The following is a 16,319-nucleotide window of genomic DNA, read 5'->3' on the forward strand; positions in this document are numbered from 1 at the left end:
GATTTGCTGCCATTTCCGCAAAGTTGGTTACTCTTTCATATCCTCTGATTATCAATCAGATAAAATATAACATTACCGGCACTACTCAGGCACCGACGCTTTGTCCCGATTTGACCCATTTTACGGATAATTCCCATTATTAGAATGTATGTAGCTCATTACTAGACCATTGAACCATTTGCCCTGGTGCTTGCGTAGGTTCACACAGCAATAGTTGGCTTTTGTCGGATAGGAAGAGTTGCCGAGGCAAAACTAGTGGGCTTCATAGTAGAGAAGCTAAGCCCGCCGCATTGGCGCATTCCACTCCGAGATGTTGGCTACTGCTTGGATATAGTTTGCACCAACTTATTTATCCCATGAAGAAAGCTTTACGTCTCTGGGCTGCGCTGCTTGCGAGCATCTGCCTGGCATCACCCGACGTGCAGGCCCAACGCGTTACGCCGCCAAGCACCCTCCCGGCTGTAATGCCCAGTATCAGTGACCTGCAGCCCCCTTCGTTCCGGCAGCAACGCCCAGAAATTGTGGACACTAAGCCGGTAACAACTGCCATAATTGGCGGACCGGTAGCGGGCAAGCCCACGGCAGCGCCTACAGTAGCCAGCCAGTCCATAACTGTGGGCGGAATCACTAGCGCGTATTATATAGCAAACCTTAACGTTCCCAACAACGGCGGCTTCCCAATTACGGCCTACCGGTTTTTCTCGGTGCCCGATCCCGCTGTGGTGGAGCTATATGCTTACAATTCCTCATCGGGGGCACTACGGCAGATAACTACGGCTCCTGATGAGGTTCTTCTCTCGCAGTACGACCAGATTATTTTCCGGCCAGTAGTCAACGCTACGGCTACCACTAGCTTCCTGTGGCGGGCCCGCAACAGCAACAACGAGCTATCGACGGGCTCGGCCACATACACCATTAACGTGCAGCAGACGCCGGTAGCAGCCGTCTTGGTGTCGCAGATTGTGCCGGCTGGAGCCCCGGCTACCCCGCTCACCGAGCCGCTTTCGGTGGAGCCCGGCAGCATTGCGGCCACTGATTTTGCCATTCTGTCGGTGCCCAGCACCACCCAGGGCGTTCTGGCCCTGAACGGCACGGCCATTACGGTGGGCCAGATTGTAACGGCCGCCCAGGCCAGTCAGTTGACGTTTGACCCGGCGGCTGGCTTTTTTGGCACGGTGGTATTCTCGTACCGGGGCCGCAACGCCAACGGTACCCCCGGTACTACGGCCACGTACGGCATTCCGGTAGCCAAGACCATCTGCGGCCAGGCCAGCACGCTCAACTTCGCCAACCTCACCACTGGCCAGGATTTTCAGACTACGCAGTCGGTATTAGTTGAAGGCGTAACCATAACGGCCAGCAACTACACGGCTCCCAGTGGCCAGACAACTTTGCGCGTGGAGGACAACCAGTCGTTGCCGGGCAAGAGCCTGGCCTGGACGGCTGATTACACCTCTTCCAGCAATGCTTCCTCCTCGGTAGACTTCACTTTTAGCCGGCCACTAGATAACTTCTCGCTGGCTTTGGCTGATATCGACCAAGTAAATAACGTATGGCGCGACCAGCTGCAGCTGAACGGGTACACCGCTTCCGGGCAGGTGATTTCCCTGTCGGCGGCAGATGTGGCTTTGGCCCCGAACAACTCCAACAACTTCTCTACGCCCAACACTATTACCGGCCAGGGCAACGCCAACAACTTCGGGCCCAGCAGCAACGTGGTGGTTACGTTTCCGCAGCCCATTGTGCGCCTGCAGCTTACGTACCGCAACGCCGAAGGCGTGGCTGACCCCGGCGGACAGCTGATTGGCATCAACTCCATGTCGTGGTGCTCGGTAGTGGATGTGTACACCCGCTTTACGGCGGGCCCGGTAGCGGCCAACGTGGGCAATACCGTAAGCTACACCGTGGAGTACGGCAACAACGGCCCCGATGCCGCCCAGCAGGTAGCCCGCCAGGTGACCCTGCCGGTGGGTGCTACCAATGTGACCATTCCGACGGGCGCCACCTATGACCCCGCTACCCGGGTAATTAACTTCGGCACGGCAGCTTCGGTGGCCAGCGGTAGCCCCAGCTCATTTACGTTTAGCTTCACGGTGCCTACTGCTACCGGCACTTACAGCCTGGTAGCCAACACCTCTACCCCCGGCAACGAGAATGGGGCTACGGCCAACAACACCGCCACCCGTACCCTCACGGTGAGCGACTGTAACCAGGTAAGCACGCTTAACTACACCACTACCACCACTACCGGCGACCGGCGCGCTGCCACCGAAACACTGGGTGGAACCTCCTTCACCTACACCGGCTACACGGCTACCTCAGCGGGTACTAACGTGTTCAGTGTGGGTACCAATGCCGGCGTACTACAAGGCCAGTCATTGGTATGGACGCTGAACACCACAACTGTAGCCGGCAACGCCACCGTTACGCTGCTGTTCAACCGCCTAGTAGATAACCTGACGCTGAACCTGCAGGATATTGACCGGGACATTACGAACACCAACTTCATCGACAACCTGCGGTTTGACGGGTATTCAACGGAGACTGGCGGAACAGCCGTTGCACTGACGGCCTCCAACTTCACCTTTGGAACTGCCAACGGCTTCATTTCGCCCAACACGGCCCGGGGCACGGCTACGGCCGCCGCCGGTGATGCTGCCGGCAACCTGACGGTGCGCTTTACCACGCCCATCCGGCGCCTGGTACTCACGTATTCCAACGCATCTACCAGCCTGACCGGGGCCCGGGAGCAGAACCTGGGTATCAACAGTATCTCGTTCTGCGCCCAGGCCGATTTGGCTACCACGGTAACTCCCCAGACCACGCCCATTAATGCTGGCACCCAGGGGCAGTTCAACGTAGCTTTCACCAACACCGGCCCCGATGCTTCTAACAACGTAGTGCGGCAGGTGCAGCTTCCGGCCGGCCTTGCGGGTGTAACGGCCACCAACGGCGGCACCTACAACCCGGCTACCGGCGTGGTAACTTACACTCTGCTGCCATCGTTGGCCAGCGGGGCTTCGCAGAACTCCGTTATTACGTTCACGGCCCCAGCCAACGCACCTTCGGTTACGGCAGCGGCCGTTATCAGCGGTGATGCCAGCGAGGGCGGCAATACGGCCAATAACTCGGGCAGCGGCACCGTGGTAATAAACCCATTGGCGGATGTAACCACGGTTATCAACGGCCCCACCAGCCTACTGGCCGGCCAGCCGTCGGGTACCTACACGGCTACCTTCAGCAACAATGGCCTGAGCACTGCCAGCACGGTAGCCCAAACCGTTACGCTGCCGGCTGGTGCTACCGGCGTGGTTATTCCGAACGGCGCAACTTACAACGCCACTACCCGCGTGATTGACTTCGGCACCGCGGCAACCCTGGTGGCGGGGTCATCCAATGCGTACCAGTTCAGCTTTACGGCTCCGGCTACTCCGGGCGCGGCTAGCTTAGTAGCCACTACCAGCACCACTACCGGCCAAGGCCCCAATGCGGCTCCCGACCAGTTCACGCTGGCGCTGGATGTGCAGGCCGTGGCCGATGTGGCGGTAACGTTAACGGCGGCGGCCAGCCCGGTTAACGCCGGAGCGCAGGGCCAGTTTACGGCCATCTTCAGCAACAATGGCCCTAACACGGCCACTAGCGTAACCCGCCAAGTGCAGCTGCCTGCGGGCCTCGCGGGCGTATCGTTGCCAGATGGCGGCTCCTACGACCCGGCTACCGGCCTGGTGACCTTCCCCACACTCGCCACCCTTTCCAGCGGCGCTTCCAGCAGCTTCCGGATTTTGTTCACCACCCCGGCCACGGGCAGCGGGGTAACGGCCACGGCCAGCATTGCCACGCCGGACGTGGAGCTGGGCCAGACGGCCAACAACACCGCTACCGCTACCATTGCCCTCACACCGGTATTTGATTTGGTTACGCGCATCAGTGGGCCGACCACTACGGTAGAAGGCACCCTCACCACGTTCAGCGTTATCACCCAGAACAATGGCCCCTCGGTGGCCGCGGGTGCTACCCAAACGGTGCAATTGCCCACCGGCCTGACGGGCGTGTACGTGAGCAACAACGGTACGTATGACAGCAACAGCGGCGTGGTGACCTTCCCGGTTATTGCCACGCTGAGCGGTGGAGCCAGCCAGAACAATACCATCAGCTTCCTGGCCCCGGCGGCGGGTTTCACGGCTACGGCCAGCGTAACCCCCACTTCCGGCGACACTAACCCGGGTAACAACTCGGCTACGGCCGCGGCCACGACCATTACCAGAGCTCCCGCTACCAGCGCCAACCTGTTCACCACCATTTCGCCCTCAGCTACTTCGGTGGCGCCGGGTGGAGCAGTAACGTACACCATTACGCAGGGCAACGACGGGTTGAACCCGGCTATTAATGTGGTAACCTCCGTGTCGTTGCCGGCGGGCCTGACGGGCGTGGTAGTGTCGGGTGGGGGCACGTATGACCCACTGACTGGGGTAGTAACCTTCCCATCCATCGGCACCCAGAACGCCGGTAGCAGCACCTCGTATACCGTGACGGTAAATGCCCCGGCCACCGGCACCCTCATGGCCGGAGCCAGCGTAAAATCCGGCACTCCCGACCCCATGCCGGCCAACAACATCTCCACTGCCAATGTGCGGGTGAGCCCGGTAACGGATGTAGCTACCACGCTCACGGGCCCGACGGCGGCCACAGCCGGCCAGGTAGTAACCTACACTGTGGCTACCGCCAACAACGGCAGCACGGCGGCCAGCAACGTACAGCAGACCGTGCAGATTCCGGCGGGCCTGACGGGCGTGACGGTATCGGGCGGGGGCACCTACAGCAGCGCTACCGGCGTGGTCACCTTCCCGGCCATTACCTCCCAGCTGCCCGGCGCTTCTGTTACCAACACAATTACCTACACAGCTCCGGCCGGTGGCACGCTCAACAATGTGGCGGCCGTATCTACGGCTACGGCCGAAACCATTACCACCAACAACCGCTCGGCCGTAACCACGGCCGTAACGCCAGTGGCTGATCTGGCCGTAAGCCTGACGGGCCCGGCCACCGTGGTAGCGGGCAACCCGGTGGTGTACTCGGTTACCACTACCAACAATGGGACTTCCTCGGCGCAGAACTCGGTTACTACGGTGCAGCTGCCCACGGGCCTGACGGGCGTGACGGTGTCGGGTGGGGGTACCTACAGCAGTGCTACCGGCGTGGTCACCTTCCCGGCTATTGCCTCCCAGCCAGCCGGCTCCGTTACCAACACCATCAGCTTCACGGCCCCAGCTACTACCCAACTGGTGGTGGCCGCCAACACGGCAGCGGACAACGAGGAAATAACCACCAATAACTCGGCCACGGCTACTACCACGGTTACGGCCCCCACGGCCCAGACGGTGGATGTAGTAACTACCATTTCGGCGAACATCAGCAGCCGCACGCCGGGGCAGCCCGTTACCTTCACGGTTACGGCTACCAACAGCGCCGGTAGCTCGACGGGTGCTACCAACGTGCAGCCGATCCTCTACCTGCCCGCCGGCCTCACGGGAGTAGAGGTGCCCGCAAATGCCACGTACAACAGCACGACCGGCGTGGTGACTCTGCCAGTTACCAGTTCTCTGGCCGCCGGGGCTGCGGTGACGTATACCGTCACCGTGAATGCGCCGGCCAGCGGCTCGTTTACAGCCCTGGCTTTCGCCAGCGCCAACCAGACGGAAACCAACACGGCCAACAACTCGGCATCCAGCCCGATTACAGTAACGCCCCAGGCCGATGTAGTCACCACCGTAACCGGCCCCAGCAGCATCAGCCCCGGTGCTTCGGCTACGTACAATGTGGTAACGCTCAACAACGGTCCGTCGGCAGCGGCGGGCGTGCAGCAAACGGTGCAACTGCCTACCGGCTTGGCAGGCGTAGTAGTATCGGGAGGTGGCACTTACAACAGTGGCAATGGAGTAGTAACGTTCCCAGCTATTACGGCTCTGCAGCCCGGTTCGGCCAACGCGGTAACCAACACCATCAGCTTCACGGCCCCGGCTACGGCTTTTGCGGCAGTGGGCTCGGTTTCTACCACCACCGCCGAAACCAATAGCGGCAACAACAGCTCCACCCAGAACACGGCCCTCACCAACCAGCCCCCCACGGCCATTGCCGTGGTGAGCACCCAACCTGCTCCGGTGGGCAACTCGGCCGGCCAGGTGTCGTTGTCGGCGCTGCTGGGCCGGGACGCTGATGGGACAGTGTCGTTCTTCAAAGTCACCGCCCTGCCGGCCTCTACGCAGGGTGTACTGTACTACCAGGGCATCCCGCTGACCGTGGACAAGGAAATTCCGGCGGCCGATGCCGCGCTTCTCACCTTCGACCCGGCGGCTGGTTACGTTGGCAACGTGTTCTTCACCTTCACGGCTACCGACAATGGTAATGCCACCTCGGCTCCGGCGCTGTACACGCTGCCGGTGGGTCAGGATATCAACTCCCTGTATACTCCTTCGCCCGTGAAAGGCGGCACAGTGGCCACCTCTTACCAGAACAACGACCCCATTACCACGGTGTTTGACGTGAACGGGGGCAAGTACAGCTCAGCTGGGGCCATTACCGCCAATGGCTTGGCCAGTGCCGCTACCAACCCGGCCGGCGTTACCCTGCTCACCTCGCTGGGCCTGCAGCTCAACCCCACTACCGGGCTCATCTCAGTGCAGGACCGCACGAAGCTGAAGGCCGGCACCTACACTGTGCAGGTAACCACTGTGGATGTTTTCGGGGGCACCAATACGCAGCCCGTTACCTTCACTATTGGGGTGGCCCCGCTGCCGGTTACGCTGGTGAGCTTCACGGCCAAAGCAGCAGGCATGAACTCTCTGCTGACTTGGAGCACCGCGCAGGAGCTCAACAACAGTCATTTTGTGGTGGAGCGCAGCCTTGATGGGCAGGAGTTTGCTGCCATTGATGAAGTGCAGGGTCAGGGCACCAAGTCTACGGCCACCACCTACAACTTCACCGATGAAGGCATTGGCCGGAAAGCAACCGGCCCCGTGTATTACCGCCTGCGCCAGGTTGATACGGATGGTACCAGCAGCCTCACAAGCGTGCAGACGGTAACTTTCACCGCTAAAGCTGATGTGACGGTGTACCCTAACCCGTCTACCGACCAGACTGCTACCTATCTGGATCTGACGGGCATGCCCACAGGCCGCTATACCGTTACGGTTACTGATATGGCAGGACGTGTAGTGCGCACCTTCTCCAGCACCGGCGGCGTTCAGGAACCTTTACCTACTGCGGGTTTATCTAAGGGTACCTACGTAGTGCAAGTGCAGGGCAATGGCCAGGTAATCACCAAGCGCCTCACCAAAGCCGAGTAGCGTCTTTACTATTCCATTACCTTTTATCAGCGAAGGTCCGACCCCAAATCCGGGGTCGGACCTTTTTGCGTACAAACAGCCTCCCTGCTCAGTTTCAGAATGAATCAGAGCTCAACATGCTTTTTAACTAGCTGAACGCACCTTTATTGTAGTTAAAGCGCGGATGTATTGTAGAGTTATGCCTGTAACTTTGAGGCGCCTTTCCCACTCCGGGACAACACTTCATTTGCTTTCTTTTCTAACTCTTTTTTAAATGAAAACACACTTACGAGTAGTAGCTACGCTGCTGGTATGGGGTGGGCTCGGCACGCTGCCGTTAATGGCTCAGCTTGCACAGCCGTACCGGGATGTTACCGATGACTCCGTATGGCAGCCCTCTTACCAAGCCATCATACCGTCTTTCGCCAAGCCAGATGCCAAGCAGCAGAACACTGTATTGCGCCCCTTGGCTAACCCGGTGGTGACAAACATTACGTCCACTACGGTAGTGCCTACCACGGCCACGTACACCAACTTGGCTCCTGTCTTATCCGGTACGGATGCAGATAATGACCTGCGAGGCTTCCGTTTTGTCACGTTGCCTCCGGCTTCTCAGGGTACTATGCAGGTTGCAAATGCTGGTATCACTGCGTACATCACTGCCGCTACGAACACGAACTACACGAGCGAGCAGATATCGTACATGCGCTTTTCGGCGGCTACTACGGCTACCGTTGGTACTACATCCTTTACATTTCAGGCATATGATGCCCAGAATGGTTTCTCTAACACGGCTACTTACCGGTTTCAGGTAGGCGGCCCTGTTTCAGTGGATGGATGGAATGACGTCGTTTCCAGCGGAGCAGGCGCCACTATACTAGCTCCTTCACTGTCTGGTACCGATAACAACGGCACCATCACGGGGTACGTTATCAACTCTATTCCGAATACCTCCACTCAGGGCACGCTGGCCCTGAACGGTACGCCGGTAAGTGTGAATCAGGTTATCCCGGCTGATCAGGTTGCCAACCTTACCTTCGACCCTGTGGCCACCGCCTTTGGGTCGGTGGTGTTTACGTATTCTGCGCAGGATGCTGCTGCCACTGACCTCACCCCTAATAACTATTCAATTCCGGTTGCCAAAAGCACTTGCTCCGATGGCAACGCGGTGAACTTCCGGGCTCAGACTACGGGGGAAGACTGGAAACCTAGCCGCACACTGACAGCGGCGGGCACTACCATTACCTCAAGCTTTACCTCCTCGGTAGCAGCCACCGAAACGTCACTTTCGGTAGTTAATGCATTTGGGGGTAAAACGCTGAACCTGACGACTGACTACACTACCAACGCCAGCACAACTAACAACGCGGTGCTGACCTTTACGCTCAGTCGGGCAGTAAAAGGGTTCACGTTTGCCATTAACGACATCGACAGACTTGTCGGTACTACTAACGGCACCGGCTGGACCGATATCGTGAAGGTAGAGGGCTTTCAGCCTAACAACACGGTGTACACCCTTACTGCTGCTGATATTGATTTGTCTGCGAACGGCGTAAACTCATATGCTGCTGGCACCAACGAAATTACGGGCACCGGTAACAGCACTGGCCTGCTCAGCAATGTAATTGTTACCTTCCCGGTAGCTATCAACCGGGTGGTTATCACCTACCGCAACGGGCAAACCTCTCAGGCCGACCCGGGCGGGCAGGTTATCGGATTTAACTCGTTTGGCTGGTGCGCTGAAGCTGATGTAGCTACCACTATCACGCCTCCGGCCAGTCTGCAGGCCGGGCAGGTATCGGGTAACTATACCGTTACGTATGCCAATAATGGCCCTGACGTAGCTAACACCACTACTCGCGTGGTAACTATTCCTGCTAACACAGCTTCGGCCGTTGCTTCGGCCGGCGGTACGGTAACCGGCAGCCAGACTACTGGCTGGACTATCACTTACCCAGGCGGCTCTTTTGCTTCCGGCAATTCGGTTAGTTACACCTTTACGGTTACTCCGTTGCCAGTTGCCAGCATTACCGCTACCACCACCACCACTACCAGCACCGACCAAGGGGCTGATACCGGGGTAAATACGGCCAGCACAACTACGGCCGTTACGCCGGTAGCGGATATTGCCACTACCCTGAGCACTTCGCAGACGGCCGTAGCGCCCGGCACCTCCATCACGTACACGGCGCAGGTAACCAACAACGGCCCGTCGGCGGCTACTGCAGTGGTGCCCACGGTACAACTGCCAACCGGACTTAACTTGACGGCCACGAACCTGCCTGACGGTGGTAGCTACAACAACGACAACGGCCTGGTGACCTTCCCCAGCACGACGATAAACAGCGGAGCCTCTCCAACTTATCGCATCGTATTCCCGGCTCCGAACTACAGCACGACTATCACGGGTAAGGCAGCTAGCACCTCGGCCACTACCGACCTCACCCCCACCAACAACAACGGTAGCTTGGCCAATGCCAACGTAACCACGGTTGTGACGCTGCCCACCAATGGTTGCGCTGGTGCCCAGTACGGCCCCACCCGCAGCAGCGGTTTATACGCCGAATATTTCAACGGTTATTTCGCCGATAACCTGACGTTCTTCAATACCAGAACAGCTGGCCTGACTCGTTACGACGCTACGCTGAACTTTCCCGCCAGCAACAGTTGGGGCAACCTGACGCCCACGTCCGGGGGTACCGCCAGCAACCCGGAAACGTTTACCGCTCGCTACAGTGGTAGCATCAATATTGCCACGGCTGGTTCCTACACGTTCTACCTGAACTCCGACGACGCCTCTTACCTATGGCTGGATGGTGCGGCCTTGGCTCCTACTATTGCTAATGCTACCATCAACAACGGCGGTGCGCACGGTACCGTAGAACGTACGGCAACCCTGAACCTGTCGGCCGGCGTACATAATCTGTTGGTAATCTACGGGGAGAATGGAGGCGGCAACGTGTTGACGCTGGAGTACGCCAGCAGCACGGCCAATGTGGCCCGCCAGATCATTCCGAACTCGGTGCTGTGCGCCAGCGCTTCGCAGCCGCCGGTGGCCAACAACGTGACCAACTCGCCCACTATGCCGGACAACAACGGTCCGACGGCCATTGCCGCCCTGAGCGCCACTGACCCCGATGGGCAAATTGACAGCTACACCATCGTAACGCTGCCGGCTGCTTCAACTGGTATCCTCTACCTGGCTTCGGGCTCCACCCTAACGGTCGTTACGGTAGGTCAGGTGATTACGGTAGCCAACGCCGGTAACCTGCGCTTCGACCCCACGGTTGGCACCACCTCGGCCAGTTTCACGTACACGGCTACTGATAACAGCGGCACCGTTTCCACGAATACGGCTACGTATACCATTCCGGTGGGTGTGTCCCCAGTGGCGGTAAACGACCAGAATTTTACGGCCCCGAACACAGCGGTATCGTTCAACGTGACCACCAACGATACTGGTACCAAAGATGCGGCGACGGTTGACCTGGACCCCAACACGGCCGGCATTCAAACCACGAAGACGGTAGCGGGCCAGGGTACTTTCACCGTGAATAATGCGGGCCTGGTAACCTTCACGCCAGCAACTAACTTCACGGGCACTGCGGTAATTCCGTACACCATCAACGGCACTTCGGGCGCGGTTTCCAACCAAGCCAACATTGCCGTAACGGTTCGGGCCCTGGCTGATGTGGCCACTACCGTTAGCGCCAGCGCTAGCACGGTAACGGCTGGTCAGTCGGTTACTTTCACTGTAACTACTACCAACGTTAATACTACGGGCAACACGCCTGCTACGGGCGTAACGCAAACCCTGCAGCTGCCCGCCGGTCTGGGTACTCCCACCTTCTCCAATGGGGGCTCTTACAACAACACTACGGGCCTGGTAACGCTGCTGAGCAATGGCACGCTGGCCCTGGGTGCTACTAACACCTACGGCATCACCATCACGGCTCCGGCCAGCGGCCCGATTGTGGGCACCGCTCAGGTAACCACGGCCAGCAACGAAACCGTGCTGACCAACAACCTGATGTCGGCCTCCGTGAATGTGACTCCCACTTACGATCTGACTACCCGCATCAGCGGGCCGGCCACGGTGGTAGCAGGCCAGCCGGTAACCTTCAGCGTTACTTCCCTGAACCTGGGCTCCGGCTTAGCTACTGCAGTAGCGCAAACCGTTACGCTGCCGGCTAACCTGACGAACGTGTACGTATCCGACAACGGTACCTATGATGCCGCCAGCGGCGTTGTTACGTTCCCGACTCTGGCTACCCTGCCCAGCGGACAGAACGTGAACCACGTGGTAAGCTTTGTAGCCCTGGCAGCCGGCAACATCTCGGCGGTAGCTAACATTTCCGGCACCGGTAATGAAACGCCTACCAACAACAACCAGGCTACGGCGGCGCTGACGGTTAACGCCGCCACCACTACCAACCAGGCCAACCTGTTCTCGACCATCACTTCGTCGACGACGGCACCGGCCCCGGGTGAGGTGTATACGTACACGGTAGCTTTTGGTAACAACGGCCCCGCTACGGCTACGAACACCAGCCTGCGCATCTTGCTGGCTCCCGGCCTGACGGTTACGGGCTTGCCTACGGGCTACTCCTACAACTCAACCACGGGCGAGATTACGCCTTCGGCCGTAACGGCTACCATGGCCAGCGGCTTCTCCTCAAGCTTCACGTTTAACGTAACGGCTCCGGTTGCAGGAACGGTGCTGGCTACGTCTTCTATTGCTGGCACTACTATTGACCCAGTACCCGGCAATAACCAGACAGAAGTTTCGGTAACAGTAACGCCCCGCACCGATCTGCTGACCAGTGTATCGGGCCCGAGCACGGCTGTTGCCAATCAACTGGTTACGTACAATGCTACGGCTGTTAATAACGGTGCAGCTGCCGCAGCTGGCAGCACACAGGTAGTCCGGATTCCGCCTTACTTGGGTACAGCCAATGTAACTGTTACGGGTGGTGGCACTTACAACAACACTACTGGTGAAGTCACCTTCAACCTAGGTACGGTGAATGCCGGTACGCAGGTGCAGAATACCATCAGCTTCTTCATGCCGACGGAAACGCAAATCAGTGTTGTGTCGTCGGTGGCTACCGGTACGCCGGAAACCAGCGTGACGAACAACACGGCTACGGTAACGACCACCAGCCAGCGCTCCTCGGATGTACAGGTATACCTGGCATCTCCGGCTAGCCCCATTGTAACGGGTACGCCAGTAGTTTACTCGGTTACTACCGTGAACAACGGAGAGGCCCCAGCCGCCTCGGTAACCACTACGGTACAATTGCCCACGGGCCTAACGGGCGTAACGGTATCGGGTGGTGGCACCTACGACGCTGCTACCGGGGTAGTGACTTTTGCTGCTCGTACTGAAGTACCGGCCGGCCCTGATGGCACCGTAACCAACACCATCAGCTTCCTGGCCCCCGAGGCCAAGAGCCTGACGGTAACGGCGGCGGCTAACGTAACCAACGCTACCAACGACCTGAACCTGGGTAACAACGTGGTGCAGTCGAGCACTACTATCAACCAGCCCACTACGGCTGTTAGCGACCTGGCAGTAGCCATCAGCTCCAATGCCAGCACGTACACGGCCGGTTCGCCCATCACGTATACCGTAACGGTTACGAACAACGGCTCGGCCACGGCTACGGATGTGCGGACGCGGGTAGCACTGCCCGGCGACCTGACTGGCTTCTCGGGCCCCACGGGTGCTTCTTACAGTACTGGTTCTGGGGTTGTGCTGGTAACGCCGGTTTCGGCTGGTGTGTCACTGGCTAGTAATGCCTCGCTCACGTACACCTTCAGCGTTAATGCTCCGGGCGCTGGTCCGGTGGTAGCAGTGGCCAGCACATCTTCCGACAACACGGACAACGTGCCCGCCAACAACATCAGCCAAAACAGTGTAACCATCAACGCACTGGCCGATGTTCAGACGGTACTGGACGGAGTAGGCACGGCTTCAGCCGGTAGCCAAGTTTCGTACACGGTCATTACCCGTAACAACGGCTCCTCCCCGGCCAGCAACGTACAGCAAACGGTGCAGTTGCCCACGGGTCTGACGGGTGTAGTAGTATCGGGTGGTGGCAGCTACGACAGCGGCAATGGTTTGGTAACTTTCCCAACTATTACCACGCTGAACTCCGGCACTGCGCAAGCGGTTACGAACACCATCAGCTTCCCGTTCCCGACGACTTCCTACCGCTTGGTAGCCAACGTAACAACTACTACTGCGGAAGGCGGCGTAACGGCTAACAATACGGACCCCTTCACCACGAACATTGCCAACCAGGCTCCGGTAGCCCGCAACGTGGTTAACAGCGTAACGGCTCCTGATGGAAACAGCGCCGTGGTTGCTCAGCCGATTTCTACGCTGGCTGCCACCGATGCAGACGGTACCATCAAGTCGTTCACGCTCACCAACCTCCCGAACACGACCACCCAAGGCACGTTGTTCGTGAATGGCGTGGCCGCTACGGAAGGCCAGGTAGTGCTGCTGGCTGATGCCAACAAGCTGTCCTTCCGCCCCGTAAGCTCGTTCGTTGGCAATGCCTTCTTCAGCTACACTGCCATCGACAACGACAACGCGGTATCCAGCAACACGGCGGTATACACCATTCCGGTTGCCTCCGATAACGCTTCGCGCTACGCTACTACGCCTACCAAAGGTGGCACTAACCGGTACCAGAACAACGACGTGCTGGCCTTCGTGGTAGACATCAATGGAGCAGTTTACAACAGCACAGGAGCTATTTACGATGCCACTACCGGTGTGCTCGTAAATACGTCGGTTGCCAATGGTCTGCCCACCTCGGGTACCAACGCTACCATCTCCACGGCTGATCAGAACACGCTCAGCGCCGTAGGTCTGGCCCTGAACCCGGTTACGGGTCAGGTATTCGTAGCCAACCGCCTGCTGCTCAAGCAAGGTTCGTACACGGTGAGCATCACCACCACCGATATCTACGGTGGCGTTACCACCCAGAGCGTAACCATTCCGGTGGGTGCCAGCCCGCTGCCGGTAACGCTGGTGAGCTTCACGGCCCAGGCCGCTGGTCAGGATGCCAAACTGGCCTGGACCACGGCCCAGGAAGTGAACAACGACCACTTCGTGGTGGAGCGCAGCTTCGACGGCCAGACTTTCGCCACGGTGAAGCAGGTGAAAGGCCAGGGTACTAAATCTACTGCCACGGTGTACGCCGAGGTGGATGCTCAGGTAGCCGCCAAAGCCCAGGGCCGCGTAGTGTACTACCGCCTGCGCCAGGTAGATACCGATGGCACCGAGTCCTTCAGCACGGTACAGAGCGTGAGCTTCCCGGTTGCCGCTCAGGCCACAGTTGAGGTGTACCCCAACCCGGCTTCCAGCCTGCAGGATGCTCGCCTGGACCTGACGGGTGCCCCCGCTGGTAGCTACCAGGTAACCATTACGGACATGGCGGGCCGCACGGTGCGCACCCTTTCCCGGAACGGTGGCAGCAACGACTACCTGCAGGTAACGCAGTTGCCCACCGGCAGCTACCTCGTGCAGGTGCGCGGCAACGACCAGACCTTCACCAAGCGTCTGATCAAAGAATAGCCAGCTTCTTAACCTGGTTCGTTCAAAAAAACCCCTTCTCTCAGGAGAAGGGGTTTTTTGTTGTCCACCCCGGTTGTTCGGGAAGCGTGGTCAACCTGCACCCAGTTTTTCAGGTATAGGCTTGTCACACCTTTTCCCCCGTACCTCATGCGCCACTCTGTTCCCAGCCAGCCCTCTACTGACATTGACGTTGCCATAATTGGGGCCGGTGCAGCGGGATTAAGCGCGGCCCTGACGCTGGGCCGCTGCCTGCGCCGGGTACTGGTGCTGGATGGAGGGGCGCCGCGGAATGCTCCTTCTCCGGCCGTGCAAGGCTTTCTCACCCGCGACGGAACCAAGCCGGCCGAACTACTACGCCTGGGCCGGGAGCAGTTGGCCCCTTACACTACCGTAGAAATCCGGACGGGCCGGGTAACAGCCGTTCAGCAAGTAGGGAGCCATTTTGAGCTGACGCTGGAAGGTGAATCCGGCCGCACATCTGCCGTCACAGCCCGTAAAGTCCTGCTGGCTACTGGTGTAGAGGACGAGTTGCCACCTATTGACGGTATGCGCGACCTATGGGGCCGGGGGGTGCTGCACTGCCCGTATTGCCATGGCTGGGAAGTGCGTAACCAGCCGCTGGCTGTGTATGGCCGGGCCAAATTGGTTACCGGCCTGGCCCTGCTGGTGAGCCGCTGGAGCCCCGACGTGGTAGTGTGCGTGGAAGACCCGGCCTACCTCACAGCCAATGCCCGGCGGCGACTCCGCCAACAGAAAATTCGGGTACGTGATGAACCAGTAGTACGCCTGGAAGGCACGCGCAGCGGAGAGTTGCGCTACCTCGTGTTCGAATCGGGGGAGAAGCTGGCGCGCACGGCGGTGTTCGTGCATGCCCATCAGCACCAGCGCACTACCCTGGCTGAGCAGGTAGGCTGCCGTCTTACCAAGAAAGGCGCGGTGTGGGTAGATAAAAAACTACAGACGACCATAACGGGCCTCTACGCTGCCGGCGACACCACGCCCGGCACCCAACAGGCCCTATTGGCGGCGGCTGAGGGTAGTGCCGCCGCCATCAACATCAATGAAACCCTGACCCGCGAGGAGTGCCCGAAGTAAAGAGCTGAATGACGAGCTATGAATGATGAATTGACTGATCATGCTGAGGCGAAGCATCTCGCCCACTGATGTTGTTGGAATAAGAGCATCAAGTGGTGCCTCACGACGCATCTCCACCGCTGGCTACCACTAATCAGTATAACGAAGCGCGAGAAATGCGTCACCTGCGCTCAGTGTGCCCGGGCCTTGCTACCATCAGCCAAGCGGGGTATTTCGGCCCCGCTTCTGCATGATTGTTAGTCCCTGATGCCAACTCGCCACTGCTAATCTTAACCCGGCTATCCAACCCTAACTATTCTGCCTAACTAGGA

General features: G+C 58.9%; 3 protein-coding genes. All 3 read left to right on the plus strand.

Translation table 11 applies throughout. The features are described 5' to 3' along the window. Positions 1–356 precede the first annotated feature (356 nt). The 3 genes from ABIB60_RS05825 (at position 357) to ABIB60_RS05835 (ending at position 16,008) form a co-directional block, all read left to right on the plus strand. A complete protein-coding gene (locus ABIB60_RS05825) occupies positions 357–7,343 on the plus strand; it encodes a T9SS type A sorting domain-containing protein (protein ID WP_354578390.1) in 6,987 nt (2,328 codons plus the stop codon). Between the two features lie 253 nt (positions 7,344–7,596). Next, on the plus strand, positions 7,597–14,913 hold the full coding sequence (locus ABIB60_RS05830) for a T9SS type A sorting domain-containing protein (RefSeq protein ID WP_354578391.1): 7,317 nt from the start codon (positions 7,597–7,599) through the stop codon (positions 14,911–14,913). 147 nt (positions 14,914–15,060) lie between these two features. Further along, complete coding sequence (locus tag ABIB60_RS05835) at positions 15,061–16,008, plus strand: NAD(P)/FAD-dependent oxidoreductase (protein WP_354578392.1); 948 nt, start codon at positions 15,061–15,063, stop codon at positions 16,006–16,008. Positions 16,009–16,319: the final 311 nt, after the last annotated feature.

The organism is Hymenobacter sp. UYP22 (genome assembly GCF_040547285.1).
GTDB lineage: Bacteria > Bacteroidota > Bacteroidia > Cytophagales > Hymenobacteraceae > Hymenobacter.